The 22,765-nt window shown below is 58.6% G+C and carries 21 protein-coding genes and 1 other RNA gene; 6 read left to right on the top strand and 16 right to left on the bottom strand.

Annotation, left to right across the window (positions count from 1 at the left end):
- Together PQG80_RS18445 and PQG80_RS18440 are read right to left on the bottom strand one after the other, a co-directional pair.
- Positions 1-1,083, bottom strand: a complete 1,083-nt coding sequence (locus PQG80_RS18445) for a DUF294 nucleotidyltransferase-like domain-containing protein (protein ID WP_271752904.1) — start codon at positions 1,081-1,083, stop codon at positions 1-3.
- Positions 1,084-1,163: 80 nt separating this feature from the next.
- Positions 1,164-2,543 (bottom strand): ammonium transporter, encoded by a 1,380-nt coding sequence (locus PQG80_RS18440; protein WP_432432767.1) that lies wholly within the window; start codon positions 2,541-2,543, stop codon positions 1,164-1,166.
- Between the two features lie 397 nt (positions 2,544-2,940).
- Here PQG80_RS18440 and PQG80_RS18435 point away from each other — a divergent pair, with 397 nt between their 5' ends.
- Together PQG80_RS18435 and PQG80_RS18430 are read left to right on the top strand one after the other, a co-directional pair.
- A complete protein-coding gene (locus PQG80_RS18435) occupies positions 2,941-3,399 on the top strand; it encodes a MerR family transcriptional regulator (protein WP_271752903.1) in 459 nt (152 codons plus the stop codon).
- A 50-nt stretch (positions 3,400-3,449) separates the two neighbouring features.
- A complete protein-coding gene (locus PQG80_RS18430) occupies positions 3,450-4,130 on the top strand; it encodes a zinc metallopeptidase (RefSeq protein WP_271752902.1) in 681 nt (226 codons plus the stop codon).
- 96 nt (positions 4,131-4,226) lie between these two features.
- On the opposite strand, the gene gltC is transcribed toward PQG80_RS18430, so the two are convergent.
- Complete coding sequence (gltC, locus tag PQG80_RS18425) at positions 4,227-5,129, bottom strand: glutamate biosynthesis transcriptional regulator GltC (protein ID WP_271752901.1); 903 nt, start codon at positions 5,127-5,129, stop codon at positions 4,227-4,229.
- A gap of 21 nt (positions 5,130-5,150) precedes the next feature.
- Positions 5,151-5,753: a rhomboid family intramembrane serine protease gene (locus PQG80_RS18420; protein WP_271752900.1), complete on the bottom strand. Its 603-nt coding sequence runs from the start codon at positions 5,751-5,753 to the stop codon at positions 5,151-5,153.
- A 107-nt stretch (positions 5,754-5,860) separates the two neighbouring features.
- On the opposite strand from PQG80_RS18420, the gene tpx reads away from it, so the two are divergent.
- Positions 5,861-6,379, top strand: coding sequence for a thiol peroxidase (gene tpx, locus PQG80_RS18415; protein WP_271752899.1), 519 nt, complete (start codon positions 5,861-5,863; stop codon positions 6,377-6,379).
- 97 nt (positions 6,380-6,476) lie between these two features.
- Here the strand turns inward: tpx and PQG80_RS18410 are convergent, their stop codons facing one another.
- From PQG80_RS18410 to cshA, 4 genes are all read right to left on the bottom strand, one after another.
- Positions 6,477-6,860: a DUF1499 domain-containing protein gene (locus PQG80_RS18410; RefSeq protein ID WP_271752898.1), complete on the bottom strand. Its 384-nt coding sequence runs from the start codon at positions 6,858-6,860 to the stop codon at positions 6,477-6,479.
- A 78-nt stretch (positions 6,861-6,938) separates the two neighbouring features.
- Positions 6,939-7,121: non-coding RNA, 6S RNA (ssrS, locus tag PQG80_RS18405), on the bottom strand.
- An 85-nt stretch (positions 7,122-7,206) separates the two neighbouring features.
- Positions 7,207-7,959, bottom strand: a complete 753-nt coding sequence (locus tag PQG80_RS18400; protein WP_271752917.1) for a YesL family protein — start codon at positions 7,957-7,959, stop codon at positions 7,207-7,209.
- An 88-nt stretch (positions 7,960-8,047) separates the two neighbouring features.
- Complete coding sequence (gene cshA, locus PQG80_RS18395; RefSeq protein WP_271752897.1) at positions 8,048-9,703, bottom strand: degradosome RNA helicase CshA; 1,656 nt, start codon at positions 9,701-9,703, stop codon at positions 8,048-8,050.
- A gap of 522 nt (positions 9,704-10,225) precedes the next feature.
- Between cshA and PQG80_RS18390 the strand changes: the two genes are divergently transcribed.
- The gene (locus PQG80_RS18390; protein ID WP_271752896.1) at positions 10,226-11,437 is read left to right on the top strand and encodes a putative glycoside hydrolase; all 1,212 of its coding nucleotides are present in this window, start codon (positions 10,226-10,228) and stop codon (positions 11,435-11,437) included.
- Between the two features lie 128 nt (positions 11,438-11,565).
- Here PQG80_RS18390 and pfkA read toward each other — a convergent pair whose 3' ends face one another.
- The 3 genes from pfkA to PQG80_RS18375 all read right to left on the bottom strand — a co-directional run bounded on the left by pfkA (position 11,566) and on the right by PQG80_RS18375 (position 14,017).
- Complete coding sequence (gene pfkA / locus PQG80_RS18385; RefSeq protein ID WP_271752895.1) at positions 11,566-12,534, bottom strand: 6-phosphofructokinase; 969 nt, start codon at positions 12,532-12,534, stop codon at positions 11,566-11,568.
- A 20-nt stretch (positions 12,535-12,554) separates the two neighbouring features.
- Positions 12,555-13,580, bottom strand: coding sequence for a tetraprenyl-beta-curcumene synthase family protein (locus tag PQG80_RS18380; protein WP_271752916.1), 1,026 nt, complete (start codon positions 13,578-13,580; stop codon positions 12,555-12,557).
- Between the two features lie 83 nt (positions 13,581-13,663).
- Positions 13,664-14,017: a hypothetical protein gene (locus PQG80_RS18375; RefSeq protein WP_271752894.1), complete on the bottom strand. Its 354-nt coding sequence runs from the start codon at positions 14,015-14,017 to the stop codon at positions 13,664-13,666.
- Positions 14,018-14,156: 139 nt separating this feature from the next.
- On the opposite strand from PQG80_RS18375, the gene PQG80_RS18370 reads away from it, so the two are divergent.
- Positions 14,157-15,497: a multi antimicrobial extrusion protein MatE gene (locus tag PQG80_RS18370; RefSeq protein ID WP_271752893.1), complete on the top strand. Its 1,341-nt coding sequence runs from the start codon at positions 14,157-14,159 to the stop codon at positions 15,495-15,497.
- Positions 15,494-16,654 carry an MFS transporter gene (locus PQG80_RS18365; RefSeq protein WP_271752892.1) on the top strand — a complete coding sequence of 387 codons (1,161 nt, stop codon included), beginning with the start codon at positions 15,494-15,496 and terminating at the stop codon, positions 16,652-16,654. The genes PQG80_RS18370 and PQG80_RS18365 overlap by 4 nt, the downstream gene beginning before the upstream one ends.
- A gap of 196 nt (positions 16,655-16,850) precedes the next feature.
- Here PQG80_RS18365 and PQG80_RS18360 read toward each other — a convergent pair whose 3' ends face one another.
- The 5 genes from PQG80_RS18360 to PQG80_RS18340 all read right to left on the bottom strand — a co-directional run bounded on the left by PQG80_RS18360 (position 16,851) and on the right by PQG80_RS18340 (position 22,756).
- A complete protein-coding gene (locus tag PQG80_RS18360; protein WP_271752891.1) occupies positions 16,851-18,155 on the bottom strand; it encodes a hemolysin family protein in 1,305 nt (434 codons plus the stop codon).
- Positions 18,156-18,477: 322 nt separating this feature from the next.
- A complete protein-coding gene (locus tag PQG80_RS18355; RefSeq protein WP_271752890.1) occupies positions 18,478-19,794 on the bottom strand; it encodes a replication-associated recombination protein A in 1,317 nt (438 codons plus the stop codon).
- Between the two features lie 96 nt (positions 19,795-19,890).
- Positions 19,891-20,934 (bottom strand): CotH kinase family protein, encoded by a 1,044-nt coding sequence (locus PQG80_RS18350; protein WP_271752889.1) that lies wholly within the window; start codon positions 20,932-20,934, stop codon positions 19,891-19,893.
- Positions 20,935-21,316: 382 nt separating this feature from the next.
- A complete protein-coding gene (locus PQG80_RS18345) occupies positions 21,317-21,754 on the bottom strand; it encodes a hypothetical protein (protein ID WP_271752888.1) in 438 nt (145 codons plus the stop codon).
- Between the two features lie 243 nt (positions 21,755-21,997).
- Entirely contained in the window at positions 21,998-22,756 is a 759-nt protein-coding gene (locus tag PQG80_RS18340; protein ID WP_271752887.1) for a tRNA threonylcarbamoyladenosine dehydratase, read from the bottom strand.
- Positions 22,757-22,765: the final 9 nt, after the last annotated feature.

Raw genomic sequence — 22,765 nt, 5'->3', positions numbered from 1 at the left:
TCACCTCCCGCCGAAGCGGCGTTGCATCTCCTTCTCCAACTGACGCTGCAGACGTTGACCGATCCGAAGCGCTTTTTTGAGCGGAGCCTTCTCTTCCTTGCCCAATAACGCCGGCTTGAGCTTGCCGCTGCCCGCCCATTCGCCCATATCGTCGCGATTCGAGGACAACATTCTAAGCCGCAAGAAAACCTCGAACGCCCAAGCGGCCTCTTCGGCCTTTTCTTCGCTCAATATCCCGATCTCTCTGAGCGCCTCGATGCGGCCGAGCGTGCTCGTAGCCGCAATATCCGCTCGCATGGCTAGCAGGCGGAAGAGGTTCACCATCGGGATATAGGCGCCGTACTTAATATCCAGACTGCCCGCATTCTCGCCGTACGCTTCCACGAGCAGCTGTCCGAATACGCCGATCAGCACCTTGTGCCTGAGCGTATTCTCCAGCATCCGTCTGGCGATGTCCGCATGCGACATCATATCGCCGACGTACCGGCCCTTCCATCTGCGGGCCAGTTCGTCATCGCCGGCCAAGTGACGCGCGTCCGCCAAGATCAATAGATAGCGCACGTTCTCCCAACTCGGCTCAGCGAACCAGCGGTCGACCTTCTTCTCCCACGCCGTGATCGGCAGGCACCACTCCGGATTGGAGACGATAACGTTGCCCTCGCATGGAGGATAGCCGACCTCCATCAGCGAGGCGACGATCCGCGAGCCGAGCGCACCGAAGTAGGCTGCCGCCAGCTCGGCCTCGGCCGGATCTTCGATGTCGCCGTACACCAACCCGCTATCCTGGTCGCTCGCGAGCGTCTGCTCCCCGCGACCTCCGCTTCCGAATAAAAAATAGGCATACGGCACGGGCGGAGCGGCGAGCCCCATCCGTGCCGTATCTTGCTCCGCCAGCGTTATTGCCCGGCGGATTAAAGCATCGTGCAGCGCGTTCAACTCTTCAACGACGGGGACCACCCAGGATTCGGTTTGCAGGAGCGCGCCGACGCGCTCCTGCTCCTCCTCCCGGATCGTCCGCAGATCCTGAAGCGTGCCCGCTCCTTTAATTTCAAGCAACCGCCGTGCCAAGTCGATCCGGGACAATGCGGTCCTACCTCCTGTCGGGACGCCGATGCTTAGACTAAATGAATCGTTGTTTCATTATAATGGCAGGAGCAGGAAGCTTACAGCGTAGTAGCGTTCGTGCCGGCGCGCTTCAGCGCTTCCGGGTAACCGTACGTGCCGTGCTCGCTCAGGTCGAGTCCGATGATTTCTTGCTCTTCGGTGACGCGCAGTCCGCTTACTTGCTTAATGACCCACAGTACGATGAACGATGCAGCGAACGCGAAGGCGCCGCATACGACGACGGACAGGAATTGCACCCACAGTTGCTCGCCACCGCCGCCGTAGAAAAGACCGGCTTTGCCGACGCCCACTTGCTCGACGAGTTTTTCCGTCGCGAACAGGCCGTTGGCCAGCGTGCCCCAGACGCCCGCTGCGCCGTGTACGGACATGGCGGAGATCGGGTCGTCGACGCGAATCTTCTCGAAGAATTGAGCGCTCAGGAAGACGAGGACGCCTGCCACGAGGCCGATGACGACTGCCGCCCAAGGCTCGACGAATGCGCAGGATGCGGTGATGGCGACCAGACCGGCCAGCGCGCCGTTCAGCATCGTCGGGATATCTGCCTTACCCTTGACCAGCCAGGAGATCAGCAGCGCGGATACCGCGCCGCCGGCTGCGCCGAGTTGAGTCGTGAACGCGACGTATCCGAAGAAGCCTTCGCCTACGGACACCGCGCTGCCTGCGTTAAACCCGAACCAGCCGACCCACAGCAACAGAACGGACAAGGACGTGAATACTTGGTTGTGACCGAGAATCTCGTTCGCGGAGCCGTCCTTGTTGAATTTGCCGATCCGGGGCTTGAGCAAGATGGTCGCGGCGAACGCGGCCATGGCGCCCGTCAAGTGAACGACGGTAGAACCGGCGTAATCCTGGGCGCCATCGGCTGCCAGCCAGCCGCCACCCCAGATCCAGTGAGCGATGATCGGATAGATGACCGCTGCGAACACGATCGTGAAGATGAGGTAAACGGACAGCTTGGCGCGTTCGGCGAAGCCGCCCCATGCGATCGAGAGCGATACCGCCGCGAACGCCAGCTGGAAGATGAAGAAGATCGTGGAAGGATACGCGTCGCCTTCGCCCGCCACAATCGACGGATCGAAGAAGAAGTTGCCGAGACCCATGAACTTATTCAATCCCTCGCTCGCGTCGCCGCCGAACGTGATGCCGTAACCCACAGCCCAGTATACCAGAGAAGCCAGACCTACCGTAAAGATCGTCTTGCCAGCTACGTGACCTGCGTTTTTCATTCGCGTCGATCCGGTCTCGAGCAGGATAAATCCGCCTTGCATGAGAAGAACTAGTACTGCAGCTACGAGAATCCAGAGGGCATTAAGACCCATATTCAGCGTCGCCGCCGATGGATCACCGTCCGCCGCGAACGCCATGGTTGGGAACAACAGCAGCAATGCGCCAAGACCGAGCAAACTCTTCTTCAACAATACGACCACTCCCCGACATGTAATGTTTCATAACATTTTAAGAAAGACTTAATGTCATTATAGTTAGAAGATCCCGATTTGACAATAAGAAATTCGCATAAAAGTTCGGACTTTCCTTAAAATATCTGACATAAAACCTAATTTAAAAGACGAATGTTCAGGAATATAACGATTTTAACCTGTATCGGTCCGCAATAACGCGTTTCTAACCTGACATCAGTCTTTTGTTACTTATTCATAAAAAATCGCCGCCAAGCTTGCTATGTAATTATTTCTCCCAACGATCCTATTGTATGGTACCGAACTTGCATAAATTCGTCACAAGCGTAACGTTTGACTGTACGGTTTGGGATTGGGTATGATAAATGCATAACGTTTATCGAAAGGGGATAAGCTCATGCGACACGGAGCCGCGGAACCGCCTCGCAATTTGTACAGGATCGGCGAACTGTCCCGCCTATCGGGCGTCAGCCCCCGCACGATCGATTACTACACCGGGTTTGGGCTGCTCTCCGCCGCCAAACGCTCGGACGGCAATTATCGCCTATATAATGATGAAACGCTTGAACGGATCAAACGTATTGAACAGTTGAAGGCACAGAAATATTCCCTGGAAGAGATCAAGGAGATGTTCACGGCGCTGAGCCGCGTGTCGCCGAGCGAACAGGTGAACCGCAAGATCGCGGACCTGTCGAGCCACCTCTCCCAGCTCGAACGCGAGGTCAAGGAGCTCGAACCGGTGCTCGAGCAGTTGAAGCCCGGTCAAGCCAAGCGCCTCTTCAAGACGATCACGCCGCAGACGGCCGCCGTCATCGAAGCACTGCTGCTGCTGCTCAACAAGGGAAATTTTATGTAGCCTTGCGTTCGTTCTATTAATAGGAATACACGCCACGGAGGTAGATGGATATGAACGCCAACTGGATGTACGTTTTGATCATCCCCGCATTTCTATTGTCGCTGTGGGCGCAATTCCGCGTGAAGGGCACGTTCAAGAAATGGGCCGAGGTTCGCACCTCCACCGGTTTGACCGGCTATGAGGCGGCTCGCAGGATGCTCGATCGCAACGGTCTGCACGACGTGCCGATCGAACCGGTGCCGGGCATGCTCTCCGACCACTACGACCCCGTTCATCGCGTCGTCCGGTTATCCGAGCCGGTGTACTACGAGAGCTCTATCGCGGCCGTTTCCGTCGCCTGCCATGAGGTCGGACACGCGATCCAGCACCAGCAGCATTACCCCGCGCTCGTGCTGCGGCACCGGATGTTCCCGGTCGTACGCTTCGCTTCCGGTCTCGCGCCTTTCCTGTTCATTGCCGGCATCATTTTTGCCGCGACCAACCTCATCGGACTCGGCGTGATCTTCTTCTCCGCCGCGGTCGCCTTCCAACTGGTGACGCTGCCGGTCGAGTTCAACGCCAGCAATCGGGCCCGCGAGGTGATGGTCGCCGAGGGTTTCATCGCCAGAGATGAGGAACGCGGCGTCGGCAAGGTGCTCAATGCCGCTGCGCTCACCTATGTGGCTGCCGCGCTAATGTCGCTCCTCGAGCTGATTCGCTTGGTTCTGATTTATACGAGCAGCCGCGAGTAAACCATTGGTATTCAAACAAAAAAAACGACAGGGACGCAAGTCGTCCGCTGTCGTTTTTTGTTCGCACGTCGGTTAGCGCTATCTCAGGCTTCGCTTTTAACCGGGTTTGTAATTCGTCTTGAAATAATCGATGAGAAACGTGTGGAACAGCTTCACTACGGCTTGAGGCTTCTCCCCAGCGCGCCGGATAAGTCCAATCGTGCGCGTAACCTGCGGCTCCCGAACCTTCACGACCGCCGGCATCATCGAGCCGGTCTGGTATAACGCCATCTCCGGCAGCAAGCTAACCCCCATGCCGGCCGCCACCAGACCGCGGATGGTGTCCGTCTCCTCCCCTTCGAAGCCGATGGAGGGTACGAATCCGGCCAGCCGGCATGCATCCCATACGAGCGGCCTGAGGGAATATCCGTTGCTGAACAGCACGAACGCATCGTCCTTCAACTCCGCCAGATGGATCGACTCCTCTCCGGCGAGCGGATGACTCTGAGGCAGGATGGCGTACAAATCCTCCGTGAGAACGACTTCGCCGGTCACTTGCTCATGCCGCTCGGGAAAAGGCGAAATGAACGCGAGATCGATCTCTCCCTCCACGATGTCCCGGATCAAAGACGGATACATTCCCTGCCGAAACCTGAACTTCACGCCGGGATGGAGCTTGCGGAAGCACGCAATAACCTGCGGAATAAGCTGCGTTCCCAGACTGTGCGGGAAACCGAGGCGAATCTCTCCGAGCTCCGGGTCCATAAATTCGTGTATCTCGTTCACGGCGCGTTCGAGATCCTGCAGAACGGACTGCGCACGTTTCAAAAACAGCTGTCCCACCGGGGTTAGCTGTACGTTGCGCCCTCGCTGCATGAACAGCCGGACGCCCAGCTCCTCCTCGAGGCGGTGTATCTGCCGGCTCACCGCCGATTGTGCGACGTGAAGCTCCTCAGAGGCCTTGGTTACGTGCTGCAAGCGCGCGACCTGGATAAAATATTGCAACTGCCTAAGCTCCACGATTAGAGCCCCTTCCTATGCCTATCGATTCAAAAAGCGGCTGCCCATTAGACCGTACAGAATGAAACCCGCCAGCAACCCGCCGACATGCGCCCAATAGCCGATCCCCGGTAGAATAAACGACATCACAAGTCCAATTACCAGAATGCCCAGGATCGTCGAGCGCGAGCCCTGGTCGAGCGCGTACCGTTGAAACAGCGCCATGAATAAATAGGCTCCGTACAAAGCGTAGATAGAGGTCGACGCGCCGACCGCGATCCATTCGGGACCGGAGAGAACTGCGGCGAACACGTTGCCGAGCACGCCGGCGATCAAGTAGAAAAACAGGTAACGGGCGTGACCGAACAGCCGCTCGAGCGGCGCCGCGAATACGAAGATCGCAAACATGTTCATGGCCAGGTGCGCAAGACCCGCATGCAAGAAAAGGGAGGAGACGAATCGCCAGTTCTGGTCATAACCCGGAATGTTGGAAAGCGCGCCGTAATCAAGAAGCGTATCGCTGCGCGTCGGATCGCCGTTGAACAGCATGATGACGAACATGACCAGATTCGCGACGATAATCGCCGCATTGACCGGGTAGAGCCGGAGATATTGCTTCAAACTTTCATATCGAACAAAAATCAAAAGGCATCGCTCCTTCATCCGGCTGCAATTCGTCATTGGACAACGGCAAATCCGACCTTTATAATGGGTAACGTCAAGTCCAATCGCTGAAGGAGGCCCCATATTCCATGAGTCAAGAACGGAATCAAGCCGCAACGTTCAAGGGAAATCCCATCACGCTGATCGGTCCCGAGCTGCAAGCCGGCGATCAAGCGCCCGACTTTCAACTGAGCAAGAGCCTGGTCGAGACGGTCTCCCTTAAAGACTATGCAGGGAAGATCAAGCTCATCAGCGTCGTCCCTTCGATCGATACCGGCGTCTGCGACGCCCAGACGAGAAGGTTCAACGAGGAAGCGGCCAAGCTCGGCGATCAAGTCCAGGTGCTGACCGTCAGCGCGGATCTCCCCTTCGCCCAAGCGCGCTGGTGCGGCGCCGCAGGCATCGACCGAGTCGTGCTGCTGTCGGATTACAAGGACAACAGCTTCGGCAAAGCCTATGGCGTGCTGATCAAGGAGTTCGCTCTGGACATGCGCTCGATCTTCGTGCTGGATGCCAGCGACAAGATCGCATACGTAGAAGTACTCAAGGAAATGACGGAGCATCCGGATTACGACGCCTCTGTGGCAGCGGTACGCGCACTCCTCTAGTACGAAGCCGATACCCCTCCTACGACAAGCAGAAGCGAGGCAAGGCCCGAGCCTATACCTCGCTTCTGTTTAATACGCGGAGATCTATGAATAAGTCTCAATTTTTGTAATTGGATAACTTCTTGTCCAGGACCCCGTAAATCTCCTGGATCACGCGGTAGTTGGCGCCGAGATCTCCGAGCGAACCTCTGGACGCAGAATAAATGTCCACGGCCGAGTTGCCGGGACCTGTACCTACGATCTGTACGGTAATATCCATCGTGCGGCCAGCCATCGTCCGCTTTTCCAGCACAAGTTCTCCGATATTCGGCACCTCATGCAGTACCTTGTAGCCCTGCATTTTCTTCAGGACGGAGACGACTTCTTCGAACGCCCTGTCCTTCGACAATCGGTAGTAATGGGATTTCAGCTTCGGATCCTTCGCCTTGTCGCCAGTGTGTTCTTGGCTGCGTATTAATCCGACGAGTACTCTCTTCAGCAAATTCCACTCTCTCCCTCCGGGTGACCTGCGCTACAGCTAATCATACCATGCCCGTCCCGGGGATTAAAGCCAAATAACGGAAAACCCGCCTTTGCCGTCCGACGCGCTTGTTTCTGAACCCGCTCTCGCAGGTGGGTGCCCGCAGCGCTGCGTTCTGACTACCCCTTTCGGGGGCGTGTCATCCGCAGGGCGATATTGAGCTCCCTAGGAAACAGCATTGGTTCAAAACATGTGTCGCCGTAACGTACAAGGCAGGATTGATACCCATTATATACAGGAGACCGGCAAAAGTAAACGTCAGCGGGCTGGTTGGTGCCATTAACCAAATCCGAACGGTTCGTAGATCTTAAACCTTGGGCATGTCCTCGTCGCGGGTAGGCGATTCTTCGATCGGAAGCGGATCCTCTTCTTTATTCGCCATGGCCTGCATTTTCTGGATGGTCAGGTAGAAGTTGTAGAAGGCGAATACGGCGATCAAGCTGCCCATGAAGAACGGAATCAAAAACGTAATCTTAAATAGGCTAATGTAGACGATGACGCCGCTCCCGATGGCCGTGGACAGCGAGCGCAACGGCTTGCCGATGGTAAGCACGACGGCGTTTTTGAGCAGCTGGAACGTCTTCATGTGGAAATGCGACAGCAGCGAGAAAAATTGGAACAAAGAGATAAACAGCAGAACCATCAGCGCGAGGAACAAAATGGACAGCACGCCAAGGTTTTCGAATTTTTTCAAATACACCTGATAGTCGACGACCAGGATGAGAAACAGCAGCGAATACAGTAGGCCTCCAAGCATCGCCTGCTTGTAATTCTGCTTGTAGCTGCGAAAGAAGGTCTTAAGGAGCGGTACGTCCGTATCGCCCATCACCCACTTGCGCGCGACGGAGAACATAGCCGAGGTTGACGGAAACCATGTAAACGGCAACAGCACGGCCAACGGAATAAAAATGGATACCAGCTCGTCCGTTGTAGACGCTCTCAAAGCGCCAAACGCAACGATCCATACCGGCAGCGATGTCAATATCCATAACACGTTCGTTACCGACAGGCGCATGATCCATTCGGAAATCTTGTAAAACCCGCCCATCATGCCGCGCATTTCCACGAGAAACGCCTCCTGAATATACGGCAAGGTGCGCATGCGGATCGCACCGCCCGCGCACCTTGCCTTTCAAATATTTCGGGTGTTAGATATTGACGAAATCCTCGCTGCGGCTGCTGCGCGAATCTTCGCGGCGTCCGCTCGGACGGTTGCCGTCGCGGGCACCGTCATCGCGACGGGATTCTCCCCCGTTGTAGGGCTTGCGGTTGCCGTAGCTGCCGCGCGATCCGCCGCTGCTCTGGCCGCCGCCGCTGTAACCGCCGCGGCTGCCGCCGCTATAGCCGCCACTGCCGCCGCTGCCGCTGCCGTAGCTCCTGCCGCCGCCTTGGCCGCCGGAGTAGCCGCCGCTGCGACGTTGACCGCCATAGCCGCCGCTGCTGCCGCCGCGATCGCCGAACTTCCGCTTCTTGGAGCGGATCGGATCTTCCGGCGTCAGTTCAACGGCAACGTCGTTCTTGTCGCCTGCCAGCAGCTTAATCGCTGCGGACAACAGTTCGACGGAGTCGTGGCGTTCGAGCAGCTCGGTGGCGATGCTCTTGAAGGAAGCGAAATCCGCGTCTTCAGCGCTCACGGCTTCGATCAGCCGGTCTGCGATCACGCGCTGCTTGCCTTCTACGGCCTCGGCCACGGTCGGCAGCGCCTTCTTGGCGATACGGAAGCGCGTCACGCGCTCGATGAAGTTCAGGTGCTCCATCTCGCGATACGTAACGAACGACCAGGAGGTACCTTCCTTGCCGGCGCGGCCCGTACGGCCGATACGGTGCGTATAGCTCTCCGGATCCTGCGGCAGGTCGAAGTTAATAACGTGCGTGACGCCCGAGACGTCCAGGCCGCGAGCGGCGACGTCCGTCGCGACGAGAACGGCGATGCTGCCGTCGCGGAACTTGCGCATGACAGCGTCACGCTGATTCTGGGACAGGTCGCCATGCAGGCCGTCGGCCGCATAGCCGCGCTTCATCAGCGCTTCGGACAGCTCGGCGACGCGGCGCTTGGTGCGTCCGAACACGATCGCGAGCTCAGGCGGTTCCATGTCGAGCAGGCGGCACAGCGCGTCGAACTTCATGCGCTCCTGCACTTCGACGTAAAATTGCTGAATGCTGCTGGCTGTCGTGGACGTCTTCGGAATAACCGAGATATGCTCGGGCGTGCGAAGGAATTGCTGAGCCAGCCTCTGAATATTGGCAGGCATCGTAGCGGAGAAGAGCAGCGTCTGGCGCTCAGCGGGCACGAGGCTCAGAATTGATTGGATGTCTTCCATGAAGCCCATGTCGAGCATCTCGTCGGCTTCGTCGAGAACGACGGTCTGAACGTCCTCCAGCTTGATCGTCTTGCGATTGATATGGTCAAGCAAACGGCCCGGCGTGCCGATAATAATCTGTGGTTTGCGTCTCAGTCCGCGAATTTGGCGTCCGATTTCCTGTCCGCCGTAGATCGCGAGGGAACGAAGTCCCTTGAAGCGTCCAAGTTTCTCGATTTCTTCGGCCACCTGGATGGCGAGCTCGCGGGTCGGCGTCATGACGAGCGTCACGATGCGTTCTTCGGATGCTTGGATCTTGCTGACCAGCGGAATGCCGAAGGCGGCGGTCTTGCCCGTACCCGTTTGCGCCTGGCCGATCATGTCGCGGCCGCTGAGGGCCACCGGGATCGCCTGGCTCTGAATCGGCGTAGCGTCTTCGTATCCGAGCTGGGAGATTGCTTGCAGGACATCATTTTCTAAACCAAAATCCGTAAATTTACTCAAATTAGTTTCATACTCCTTCTGTTATGGGGCCATCAACTAACGGTGCCGGTCCATCAACTAACGGCTCTGCCAAAAAAATATACAGATCATTATAACACAAAACGACCGTCAAATTCCAGCCATCGGCCTAAATGGCCAAGCTTTCCGGCAGGCCGTCCGTTTGCAAGCGCTACGATTCTGAAAACCCAAAGCAAGCATCGGGTCGCGAAGGGAAGCGCGCGGTCTTAGTGTGGCGCGCGAATCCCGATCTCAAGCATGCGGCGGGGGTGGCAAAAATAGCCGCGCGCAAGGCGGACTATATCGTGAGCGGCAGAGGCATACCATTAGATCATACCACTATATGCAGGCAATGGCGAACCGTTGACAAATGCCTCTGCCGATAATCCTCGGCAGGCGCCGCGACTGGTTCCGAAGACCCTTAACATCAACGGATAATATTCTACAAATTACCTCTGTAACCACTGTTTGAACTCGTTTATAATCGGGTTACAGTTGGAAGAGCAAGGCGGGGAGAGGAAAAAAATGAACGTATTGCTGACACTGCTGCTGCTCCTGCAATCGGCGTGGGGACACCCGCAGCAAAAACCCGAAAGCGAGAACGCGCTGGGGAAAGTATGGCAGCTGGCCTGGCATAACCTGGAGAATCCGAAGCCGGGAGGCAGCCCTGCCGTAGAACCCGAGCCTGCGGCAGGAGGCGAATCCGGCGGCGAGGAGCCCGGGACCGCCGGCAAAGACCCCCAGCCCGACGCGCCGAAGGTCAAGGGCGTCTACGTCACGGCGTACAGCGCAGGCGGCGAGCGGCTCTCTACGCTGCTGGGACTGCTCGACAAGACCGAGCTGAACGCCATGGTCATCGACGTCAAGGACGACTTGGGCTACATTACTTACAAGACCGACAATCCGGAGCTGCTCAAGCTGGGCACGCCGATGCGTTTCATCAAGGACATCGGCGCGCTGATGGAGACGCTCAAGAAGCACGAGGTTTACCCGATCGCCCGGATCGTCGTCTTCAAGGATTCGGTGCTCGCCAAGAAGCACCCCGAGCTGTCCTTCGTCACCGCGAACGGCACCATCTGGCAAAACGGAAAAAAAGACAGCTTCGTCAATCCGTACCGCAAGGAAGTTTGGGACTATAACATTGCGGTCGCGAAGGAGGCCGCGAAGCTCGGATTCAAGGAGATCCAGTTCGACTACGTACGATTTCCCGAAGGCTTCGAGAACAAGGCGGACAGCCTCAAGTTCACGAAATCGGACGAGTCGCGGACGGACGTCGTATCCGGCTTCGTCAAGTACGCCAGAGAGCAGCTTGAGCCGCTCGGCGTACGCGTATCCGTCGATATTTTCGGCTACGCCGCGTCCGTGCCGGCCGCAGAGGGCATCGGGCAGGATTTCGCCAAGATCTCGTCGCACGTCAACGTCATCAGCCCCATGATCTATCCGAGCCACTACAGCACGGGCTGGTTCAAGCAAAAGGATCCGGATAAGGCTCCGTACGAGACGATCAAGGGCGCCATGGTCGACACCCACAAAAAGCTCGACTCGCTGGCCGACGCCAAACCGGTCATCCGTCCCTGGATTCAGGACTTCACGGCCAGCTGGCTCGGCAGCGGCCACTATGTCAAATACGGCGCGGCCCAGGTACAAGCGCAGATCAAGGCGCTCCATGACAGCGGCGTCGACGAATACTTGCTATGGAACGCGACGAACCGCTACACGGCAGGCGTTCAATACTGATTCGTTGGCAGCTAAACAATTCGTTTAAATTCTTAAACTGACGCCGCATCCCGCTATTCTTGCCCCATTATAACCGAAGACCCTCCAGGCCGTTGCGGCCGGAGGGTCTTCTTCTGTTACGATAAGCTTTATTGCGCGAGACGGATCGCCAAGTTATACAGGTCCATGTTGAACGCCTTCTTGGTGGACACCACCGTGTCGATGTCCGTCGTGACGAGCTGTCCCTTGACGAGACCGCAAGCCTTGGCCGAATCGCCGGCCTCGAGGCGCTCGACGGCGAAGTCGCCAAGACGGCTCGCGAGGATCCGGTCGTTGTGCGTGGGTGAACCGCCGCGCTGAATATGGCCAAGCACCGTCACGCGCGGCTCGATGCCGCTATGCTCGGTGATCTGGCGAGCGATCTCTTCGCCGCCGCAGACGCCCTCCGCGACAATGACGATACTGTGGCGCTTGCCGTTCTGGAAGTTCTCGCGCATGCGCTGCGAGATCTCGCGAATATCGAACGGCACTTCCGGCACAAGGATCGACTCCGCGCCGCTCGCAAGGCCGGCATAGAGGGCGATGTCGCCGCAATGGCGGCCCATGACCTCGACGACCGAGGAGCGCTCGTGCGAGGTCATCGTGTCCCGAAGCTTGTTGATCGCGTCGACGACGATGCTGGTCGCCGTATCGAAGCCGATCGTGAAGTCGGTAAACGGAATATCGTTGTCGATCGTGCCCGGCAGGCCCATCGTCTTAATCCCGAGCTTGCTCAGCTTATTGGCGCCCTGATAGGAGCCGTCGCCGCCGATGACGACCAATCCGTCGATGCCGTGCTTGCGCAGCACGTCCGCCCCGCGCTGTTGGCCTTCGGGCGTCAGAAACTCTTTGCACCTGGCGGTCTGCAGAATCGTGCCTCCGCGCTGGATAATGTCGCCCACGCTACGCAGATCCATCTGGCGTAGGTCTTCGTTCAGCAATCCCTGATATCCGCGTTGTACGCCGTATACTTCCAGCCCCCGGAACAGCGCGCTGCGGACCACCGCCCGCACGGCCGCATTCATTCCCTGAGAATCTCCGCCGCTCGTTAGTACGGCGATTTTTTGAACTGCTCCCATCGTCTTCTTCCCCTTTGCTGTTACATCGCTTTGCGTATGAGATGGCTGTTGAGCCAGAAAAACAACCGCGTCCAAGGACTGCCCTTCATGAGCTGCTTGGCCGTCTGCCGTACCCGGCGCTGTCCCTTGACCTTCGGATCGGACAAGTACAGCGCGACCAGCCCCTCTACGATCATCCGGTGGAATCCGGACGCCGGGAGGCGGTCCGCCGATGCGCGGGCGCTTCGGACCATGCGCAGCAGCCGCTCGTTCATCTGCTGCTGATCGGCGTAATAGCTGCAAAAATTAAGATCGCCGCCCTGTTCGTCCTCGGCCTGGTCGATGAGATAATCGAGCAAAATATGAAGCCCGTTGATCGAAGGAAAGTAGCACTCCGCGATCTCGCGTCCCGTTCCGGGCGACTGCTCCTTTTCGCTTGCGGCCAAGAAAAGCATGAACATCCCGAGCGTGGAACCGGTCGCGGCCGCGAACTCGTTCCACAGCAGGCCGGGATAGCGCGGCGCGTGCTCCGCCCACCAGGTTAAGAGCGCTTCTTCTCTCCGGTCGTGCGCGATATGCTTGTACACCTGCAGATCGCCGTACAGGGATACGAGCTCCCGGACATGCATCTGAACCGAGCCGTATGCAGGCAGCCGCTCCGCGCAATCCTGGCACATAGCGACGAGCGCCGCCAGGTAGCCTCCGTCGTCCTGCTCCTGGCGCAGCGCATAATAATTGCGAAGCGGCGCCCCGGGCGTTACGGCGTCCAGCATGCTCTCGTGGAGCAGCCTGAAATCCGCCGGATCGAGCGATGTGCTTCTGTCGCACAGATTGTCCAAGTAATCGCTGATCGTCTGCAGCGCCACGATGAGAGGAATGAGCACGTCCCTCTTGCCGAGATTCGCTGCCGCGTAGACGGCGCCCCCCTGACAGTGAAACTTCTTGGAAGCGATGCTAGCCAAGGCTTGCTTGCGCAGCTCCGGGTCCGGAATACGGCTCGCCCGTTCCTTCCATCCGTCCAGCGCCGTCTTCACTTCAGGCAAGATATACCTATATACGCGGACCATCAGCGAGATCGGGCCGCGCGGAGACGTCCGCGCCAGCCATCGTTCATCTCTCACGTGGTACCTCCATGCATCCCAGCGGTCCGTTAACCGTGCCGCTTGATGTCTTCTTCTTCAAGATCCTGCTGCGTGCGGTACCAGATCTGCAGGTCGTGGATGACGCTCGCGGCTTCGGCGATCTCTCCGTTCAGCGAGCAGCACCGGCCGAAGTCCTCTTCCTCGAACATATCGTCCAGCATGCGCCGGATATCGGCCTCTCGCGCCATGATCGCATCCGGTATGCGTCCGCGGACGGCTTCCCACCGCTCGACGACGGCCGCCCGCTTTTCCGCGTCCATCTCGTCCCAGGGCACTACGAACCGAGGCAGCGGAATGCCGAGTCTACCATCCCATACGAACTGGGTTTCTAACCAAGCATCGTCTGCTTTAACTTGAATCACCACATCCAGCCCTGCCTTGCATCTTATATAATTTATCATTTCACAGAGGCTAAATCCAGTGAAAAAGTATTGAAAACGGCCCGCTCCGGCCCTAACACTGCTATAATATCCGAGTAGCTCGAATGGGAGATGAACCTCTTTGCCTGAACATCACGACCGCGTATCGCTTCGGACGCTTTTTTTGTTTTTCATTCCCCTCGGCGTTTCCGCCGTGCTGATCAACCTGTCGCACGTCATCATCAACGGCACGCTGGCCCGGGCCGACGATCCCGAACTCGTCATCGCCGGATACGCGACTGCCATGAGCCTGCTGACGGTCAGCGAGCGGCCCGCGGTGCTGTTCCGGGAGACATGCTCCGCCCTCGTCCGGGACCGCGTCTCGTACCGGGCGATCCTGAAGGTGGCCTTCATCGTATTCGGCGCCTCGCTCGCCTTCGGCGCGATGATCAGTTATACGCCCGTCGGGACGCTGGTCTTCGCAGGGGCGTACGGCGCCGAGCGCGAGGTGGCGGACGCCGCAGTCAACGTCTATCACGTCCTCATGTTCCTCAGCATCTTCTCCGGCATCCGCTGCCTGTATCAAGGCGTCATCATTTATAAAATGAGAACGCGCTGGCTGACCATCGGCATGGTGTTCCGCCTTGGCGGGATGTTCCTCATGGCGCAGTACATCCAACATATCGGCGTCACCAGCTCCACGCAAGGGGCGATCATTTTCGTGTTCGGCATGATGATCGAAGCGTTCGTCAGCTGGCTCGAAGGCAGGAACCTCGCGCGCAAGCTGCCGACGGAATCGCCCGAATGCGAGGTGAGGAGCCCGAGGCAGATCATGCGATTTTACAATCCGCTCCTGTTTTCCTCCTTTATCGTCGTATGGGTGCCTCCCATCTTGAATGCCTTGCTCGGCAATACGGATAGGGGCACGCTGTCCATCTCTTCATTCGCGGTGGCGGGCAGTCTGACCAATCTATGCCTGGGCTTCTTCACGTACTTCCACCAGATCGCGCTGCAGTTCTATCGAACCGATCCGCGTCAGGTCCGGCGCTTCGTGCTGCTGATCGGATTTACGCCGGCCCTCTTGCTCTCGGCGTTCGCGTTCACGCCTGCCGGCGAATGGATGCTGGCGAATCTGCTCGGCGTGGAGGGCAGGCTGCTCGCGGAGAGCATGATCGCGCTGCGCGGATTCATCCCCTTCGTCCTGATCTTCCCATGGCTCGATACGCTGAACGGCATCATCCTGTCCAAGGGCCAGACGAAGCTGATGTTCGGCTCCCAGACGGGCAACGCGATCGTGACGACGGCGCTCATCGTCTTCCTGACGCTATCGCTGCCGGAATGGACAGGCATTCTCGGCGCCCTCGCCCAATCGGGAGGCATGATCGCAGAGCTGAGCCTGCTGTATTGGCTGTTCAGACGCGCCGTGAAATCAGAAGCCATAGATACGTTAGCGGCCATGCCGGGAAAGGATGCGACAAATTGAAACGTCCGAACTTCTTTTCGTCCCAATTAACCATTTTGCGCAGCCTCCACTTTTTCAACTACGCCACGCAGACGCTGATCGCATCGTTTTTCCCTTTGTATTTCTACGACCTCGGCTTCACGAAGCTGCAGATCGGCGCGGTGTACTCGGTCGGTCCCATGATGTCCATCTTCGCCAATCTGCTCGCAGGCATCGTGAGCGACAAGACGCAGGGCCTAAGGCGCGTGCTCAACCTGATCTTCATCGGTCAGATCGTCGCGCTCGCCCTTCTGCTCCCGCAAAAAGAATTCGTGCATATCTCGCTGCTCATGGCGCTCTTGTACTTGTTCCAAACGCCGGTCAACGCGATGATGGACAGCATGTCGCTGCTCGCCGCCAGCACGATGAACCGCAGTTTCGCCTCCATTCGGATGTTCGGCTCGCTCGGCTTCGCGTTATGCTCGCTCATATTCGGGTATGTCCTGAAGCAGACAACCTCGGATTGGACACTGTGGCTGGCGCTCGGCACCGTATGCGGATCGCTGCTCATCTCGCTCGGCCTGGCGGACTTCCAGTCCAAGGTCGGAAAGTTCCGCTTCGGCGGCCTGCTGGATATCGTCAAGCGCGGCGACACGCTGATGTTCTTCCTGCTCGTGGCGTTCGTATCGGTCGCCCACCGCATGAACGAGGGCTTCCTCGGCGTGGCCATGCGCGAGCTGGGCGCGAGCGACGACTTGATCGGATATGCTTGGCTCGCCTCGGCTGCGAGCGAGATTCCCGTGTTCTTCCTGCTCGCGCGGTACGGCAACCGCTTCAAGGAGATCCCGCTGCTCGCGATCGCCAGCCTGCTGTATGCGGTCAGGCTAGGACTCATCAGTATCATACACGAGCCAGCCGGATTCATCGCCGTTCAGGCTATGCACAGCGTGACGTTCGGCATCTACTACATTACGGCGCTTCGTTACATGCAATCGATCGTGTCCGACGAGTACCGCTCCTCCGGACAAGCGCTGTTCAGCGTCGTGTGGACCGGCATCGCGGGGCTGTTCGCCGGCATGGTCGGCGGCGCCTTGTTCGATGCTTACGGATTGGCGACCGTGTTCCGCGCCGGCGCCGTCTCGGCCCTGATCGCAGCGGCGGGATTCATGCTCGTGCATCTGCGCAAGCCCGGATCGTAAGCCTACGGCAATGCGGCAATGATCCGCCGTTATTCCCGATCGCAGATGCTCGCGATTCACTCCCCTACGCTCGTTCCCCTATCGGCGAACTCAAAAAACGCCGCCCGCTCCCCATATGGAGAGCGGGCGGCGTTCGTATAGCTGCCGACGATCGAAATCGATATTCAAATCATCCATAAAACTGGCATTCTTATAATTATCCGGATGCCGCCTGCAAGGGCGAATTGCCTTCGTAGGCCTCCGGCCGAATGATGGAAATCCTGGATACCCGCAGGTTGTCGATCTCCATGACGACGAAGCGGTATCCGGATTCCAGCTCGATCGTCTGGTACTTGCGCGGAGGAATCTCGATCTGCGAGTAGATCCAGCCGCCGATCGTGTCGTAGTCGTCCGACGGGATATCCAGGCCGAACTCCGAATTGACGTCGTCGATCAACACCATGCCGCTCACCGAAAAGGTGTACTCGTCGACGCGCTCCACGTCGGGACGCTCCTCGTCGAATTCGTCCTGGATCTCGCCCACGAGCTCCTCCATGATATCCTCGAGCGTGACGAGGCCGGACGTGCCGCCGTACTCGTCGATGAGGATCGCGATCTGGGTCTTGCGCTTCTGCATCATCTTGAGCAGCGTGCTGATCGGCATGCTCTCCGGCACCGACGTCATCGGGCGAGCCAACGCCCGGATATCGTGGACGGAGTGATCGGGCAGCTTGAGCAGGTCCTTAATATGAATGAAGCCGATAATGTCGTCCTTGTCGTCGTCGCAGAGCGGATAGCGGGTATGCATCTCCTTCAGCGCGACTGCTTTGTTGTCTTCGAACGGATGGGCTGCGTACAGGCATACCATCTCCGTGCGCGGGATCATGATCTCGCGGGCGGTCGTATCGGCGAAGTCGAAAATGTTGTCCATTAGCGCGAGCTCGGTGTTGTCGATGAGGCCGCTCTCGTGGCTTTCCTTCATCAGGATGCGAATCTCTTCTTCCGTATGCGCGGACGAGGACTCGGATGCCGGAGCGATTCCGAACAGACGAAGCAGCTGATTGGCCATGCCGTTAAGCAGCCAGATAAACGGATTCATGATGCGAGCGAACAGAATAAGCGGACCTGCCGTCCACAGCGTGATCTTCTCCGCTTGGCGAATGGCCAGCGTCTTCGGCGCGAGCTCGCCGAGCACGATATGAAGCACGGTTATGAGCGTAAACGCGATGATGAAGGAAAGAGGATGAATCCAGGATTCGGGCAGTCCAAACGCCACGAACAGCGGCTCGATCGTGTCTGCGATCGCCGGTTCGCCGATCCATCCAAGGCCTAGCGAGGCCAAGGTGATCCCGAGTTGGCAAGCGGACAGATAAGCGTCAAGATGCGAGGTCAGATGCGAAGCAAAACGCGCGCGGGCGTTCCCCTCCTGCACGAGCGTATCGATGCGGGAGCCGCGGACTTTGACCATCGCAAACTCGGCCGCGACGAAAAAGCCGTTCAGGAACACAAGGATAAAGATCAAAATTAAATTCACCGCAACCGGAAAAGGGTCACCTTCCAAATTGTCCCTGCCCCCCAAGCGGAGAACAGGTGCACCTCCTTTAATATCAAAAAGCACTGAAGCAAAGAGAACGCTTCGATTAATATTCTAAGCTTAGTCGATGTTCGGCTGCCGCGTCAAACGCAGCATGAGGCCGAAAACGGGAGAAGAAGCGGGCCTCCTCGCGCTGAATCCGCTTCTAAGCCGCATGAATGCCCTACAGTCGCTCCATTTCACCGATCCCGGCCGTTTCGGGGCGTTCCGCGCTCGTCAGCTTGTCCGATTTGCGGAGCGCGGAGCGGAATCAAGGCTGCTCTTTCTTTCTCCGCCTGCGCTGATTCGCCTGTATCCGCTCTTCCATTCCCTGCCCTGTCGCCTCGTAAAAGGCGCGACTCTTAAGCTTATCGGGCAAATATTGCTGGTCCACGTAGTGCCCGGGAAAATCGTGCGGGTAGCGGTATCCCACGTGTCCAAGCTTCTTGGCGCCGCCGTAATGCCCGTCGCGCAGATGCATCGGCACCTCGGCCGACTTGGTCTGTTCGAACGAAGCTTCGATCTTGCCGATCGTCACGGCGATCGCATTCGACTTGGGGCTCTCTACCGCGAATAATATAGCCTGGGCTACGATATACTTGGATTCCGGCCACCCGATCCGGTGATACGCCTCCATGGCGCTCACCGCCTGCACCATGGCCTGCGGGTTGGCCAGCCCGATATCCTCGCTGCACGCGACCGTGAGCCGCCGCAGGAACGTCATCGGATCCATGCCCAGCCGCTCGACCGCGTACAGAAACCAATAAAGCGCGGCGTCGCTCGAGCCCCGCACGCTCTTGTGAAAGGCGGAAAGCACGTCGTACTGCGTGGATTCGTCCGCCTGAATCGTAGGCTGGCGAATCGACTCCTCCGCCACCTCGAGCGTCAACCGCACGGAGCCGTCCGGTTCGGACGGCGTCGTGACCGCCGCCAGCTCCAGCGCCGTCAACGCCCGCCTGATATCGCCGTTCGCCATCGACGCGATATGCTCCAGCGCGTCTTCGTCGACGAACAGCTTCATGAATCCGAGCCCCTTGACGGGGTCCGCGATCGCCCGCTGCATCGCTTCCAGAGAATGCGCCTTGGTCAGCGCCTCCAGACGAAAGAGCGTCGAGCGCGAGAGAAGGGCGCCGTTCACCGAATGGTACGGATTTTCCGTCGTCGCCCCGATAAAGACGATAATGCCCTTCTCGACGGCGGGCAGCAGTGCGTCCTGCCTGGCGCTGTTGAAGCGGTGCACCTCGTCGAGAAAAAGGATCGTCTTGCGTCCGTACATGCTCTTGTTGCGCTCCGCCTGCTCGATGACCTCGCGCACGTCCTTGACGGAGGCGTCTACCGCATTGAGCCTGACAAAGTCCCCCTCCGTGCGCTTGGAGATGATATGCGCGAGCGTCGTCTTGCCGGATCCCGGCGGTCCGAACAGCAAGATCGAGGTGACCGCATCGCCCTCGATGGCTCTCCTCAGCAGTTTGCCCGGTCCCACGATATGATCCTGTCCGATATATTCATCGAGCGATTCCGGCCGCATCCGATCGGCCAGCAATCTCGCAGTTGGCCGCTTCTCCTCGCCGAAGCTGAATAAATCCATTCGTATTCCCGCCTTTCTCCATCTCATCATTTTACCAGACGGAAGGCAGGACCGAAAGTGACAAGGGAACCTGCGTTCCCGTTTTTCCCAATCGCATTACAACCGTTTGATGTCGCGAATCAGAACCTCGCGCCGATCCCGTATATACTGCCGGATCGTTCCCAACTCGTCGGGAAACTCCGCGTACCCGCCGCGACCGGCTCTCTCCTCGCGTATGTAAGGAGCGATCTCCCGATGCAGCTTTTCGGCCTGCGGCATGATCGCGCGTTCCGTGAAGGCGGTCCGCAGCAAAGCCCGAAGCAGGTCCCGGTAGCGCTTTTTTAACGGCGGACAGCCTAGCAGTTTGCGCGTGAGCGCGTTATATCCTCCGATCTCCACCAGGTCGGCGCTCACGGGCTTGCCGAAGCAGTTGCGCCCCCATGTGCCTTCGTAATCCCAGGGCGCCATCCGCCAGCGTCCCGATGGGCGATGCCGATAGATCGCATAGTTCTGGTCAAACCCGTCGTAGTTGCCCGTGAGCACCGCCCCCGACAGCCAGCGCAAATAGTTGTCGACGTCGATATGCTTTTCGATATAAGCGGCCGTCTCCGCAGCCGATCTCCGGCGATGAAGGCCTGCGATAAAGGAACGCAGCTGCTCCCGTCCGGTGCGTCCGCCGAATCGGTATTCGTAGCCGTCGAGCAGCCCCTTGCCCGGGGCCGCCCGGAAGTCGGCGCGGTCGTTCACCGCATAAAAGAGGCTGGAAGCCCGTATCCCTCGCCTGCGAAAAAAATCCGCATCCACCGCCTCGATCTCCAGATATACGCCGATCCGCGCGCCGTTGCGGACGAGCAAGACATGTCGCGTAGACGGGCTCGGCAGTCCGATCCGGTCCAGAAACCAGAACGACAATGCGTTGCGTATTAGCGATGGATCGTCGAATTCGGCGTTGTAATGGCGAGTACCCTCCTGCGACGCGACCTCATAGGACCGCTTCGGGTATGCGCGCGTATGGCCGCCCCGATAACGGACGCTGACCGGCCAAGGTCTCGTTGGCCCGCCGTCCATCGCGGCCGGAACGAAGCGTCCGTTCCACAGGTTATTCTCCAGCTCGGCCGCGTGTCGGTCCGAGATTCGCAGCACTCTGACGGGAATCGGCATGGCATCGCCTCCGCTTCGGGCCGTTCGCCCTGCTTCGTCATGCATAGCCTATTCGGGCGGATGGCGAAGGTGACGGCTGGCGAAGCACGCGATTGGCCAGAAACGACAAAAACCGCCATCGCGCGATGGCGGCTAACTCAGACCGGGCACGCCGGAGGACGATCGAATTACCTTGCTTTTCGAGGTAACTCATACCGCTTACGCTCATTCGCAGCGAGTTACCTCGATTTGCGGGGCAATTCCCACCGAGCATGCCTGTTCTCTGCCGAATTACCTCGGTTATTGAGGTAACTCGCACGAGCGAGTTTGGAGAGCAATCGAATTGTCGAGGCAACTCAAGCCATGAAGCCAGGCTTCGCCGGCGAATCACCGATTTACCGATTTAACGCTTTTTCCGGCTGTAGGTCGTGGCCGTGCCCTGCGACGCTCCCCGGGAGCGATGCGGATGATGCGAGCGGTGACCTCCGCCCGTCTCGGGTCCGGATCCTCCCGGTCCCCCTAAGCCGCCCAGACCGCCCAGACCGGCTTCCGCCCCCCAGCCGAGGCCGCCTTCCAGGCCGCCTAGCGAGCCGATGCCGCCTAGACTGCCCAGGCCCCCCAGTCCGTCCACTTCCGGAAGGATCGGTTCGGGTTGAACCGGCGCCCCGCCTCCGGAGTGATGGCGATGGCTGCTGTGCGGATCGCGATGCGGCTTTTTATGCTTGTGCCGCGGTTTGCATCCGCACGGCTTGCGAGGCTTGCGATGCTTCTTCGGCTTCGGCTTGCGACAGCTAGACGTCAGAAGAACGCCGTTCTCGTCCGTGGATGTTTGCTTGCTCATGACTCTACACCTCCATACGAACAAGGATAATCCAGTGTATGAAGGACAACAGCGGAGTGACAGGGACACCCGCACAAAATGGGCGCGCGGATGTAACGTCTTGCCGCTTATCGCCTTGCCGCAAATCCGCCTATCCGCCGTACCGCCATGCCGTCGTTCCCCCGTACCGCCGGAAGCGAATGCGAAAAAGCCTTCCTCTTCGGCGCTGGGCGCTTAAAGGAAGGCTTTTCGCCTATCGTGACGCTACTGCTTTTTATTGCCCGCTTCGACCAGCTCGCGGAAAACGACGCTCACCATGATGAGTCCGGCCACGGGCGGCACGAAAGCATTGCTCGAAGGCGGCTGCTGCGCTTTGCGGATATCCTTGCGCGCCGTATCCGGCACGATGCGCTGGGTCACGTCGTCTCGAGGCTTGATCGGATCCTCCGTGGAGAACACGACTTTGACGCCTTTCTTGATCCCTTCCTTGCGCAGCTTGGTGCGGATGACGCGCGCGATCGGATCCATAGTCGTCTTGGAGATGTCGGCCACCTGGAACCGGCTCGGGTCCATCTTGTTCGCGGCGCCCATGCTGGAGATGATCGGGATGCGACGTTCGAGGCACTGCTTGATAAGGTGGATCTTGTAAGAGATCGTATCGGAAGCATCGATGACGTAGTCGAGCGGATACTTGAACAGTTCCTCGTAGGTCTCTTCCGTATAAAACATATTGAGCGCGATCGCGTCGCAGTCCGGATTGATCAGCTTGATGCGGTCGCGCATCAGCTCGGCCTTCAGTTGGCCGACGGTCGTCGTGAGCGCATGGATCTGCCGGTTGACGTTCGTGATGTCGACGACGTCCTTGTCGATCAGAATGATGCGTCCGATGCCCGATCTGGCGAGCGCCTCGGCGGCGATGCCGCCGACGCCCCCTATTCCGAGCACGGCGACCGTACTTCCCTTGAGCGTCTCGAGTCCCTCGGGTCCGATGGCTAGCTCGGTGCGCGAGAACTGGTGCAGCATGGGATCGCT

Source organism: Cohnella rhizoplanae (assembly GCF_948329515.1).
Lineage (GTDB): Bacteria > Bacillota > Bacilli > Paenibacillales > Paenibacillaceae > Cohnella > Cohnella rhizoplanae.
The sequence above is the reverse complement of the archived record's forward strand: the minus strand, read 5'-3'. Positions and strand labels throughout refer to the sequence as shown.

What these genes read in the sequence shown, in the direction of transcription:
- PQG80_RS18435 (WP_271752903.1), top strand. Translation starts at nt 2,941, where the DNA reads ATGCGACACGGAGCCGCGGAACCGCCTCGCAATTTGTACAGGATCGGC.
- PQG80_RS18430 (WP_271752902.1), top strand. Translation starts at nt 3,450, where the DNA reads ATGAACGCCAACTGGATGTACGTTTTGATCATCCCCGCATTTCTATTG.
- tpx (WP_271752899.1), top strand. Translation starts at nt 5,861, where the DNA reads ATGAGTCAAGAACGGAATCAAGCCGCAACGTTCAAGGGAAATCCCATC.
- PQG80_RS18400 (WP_271752917.1), bottom strand. Translation starts at nt 7,959, where the DNA reads ATGCGCGGCATGATGGGCGGGTTTTACAAGATTTCCGAATGGATCATG.
- PQG80_RS18390 (WP_271752896.1), top strand. Translation starts at nt 10,226, where the DNA reads ATGAACGTATTGCTGACACTGCTGCTGCTCCTGCAATCGGCGTGGGGA.
- pfkA (WP_271752895.1), bottom strand. Translation starts at nt 12,534, where the DNA reads ATGGGAGCAGTTCAAAAAATCGCCGTACTAACGAGCGGCGGAGATTCT.
- PQG80_RS18380 (WP_271752916.1), bottom strand. Translation starts at nt 13,580, where the DNA reads ATGGTCCGCGTATATAGGTATATCTTGCCTGAAGTGAAGACGGCGCTG.
- PQG80_RS18355 (WP_271752890.1), bottom strand. Translation starts at nt 19,794, where the DNA reads ATGGATTTATTCAGCTTCGGCGAGGAGAAGCGGCCAACTGCGAGATTG.
- PQG80_RS18350 (WP_271752889.1), bottom strand. Translation starts at nt 20,934, where the DNA reads ATGCCGATTCCCGTCAGAGTGCTGCGAATCTCGGACCGACACGCGGCC.
- PQG80_RS18345 (WP_271752888.1), bottom strand. Translation starts at nt 21,754, where the DNA reads ATGAGCAAGCAAACATCCACGGACGAGAACGGCGTTCTTCTGACGTCT.
- PQG80_RS18340 (WP_271752887.1), bottom strand. Translation starts at nt 22,756, where the DNA reads ATGCTGCACCAGTTCTCGCGCACCGAGCTAGCCATCGGACCCGAGGGA.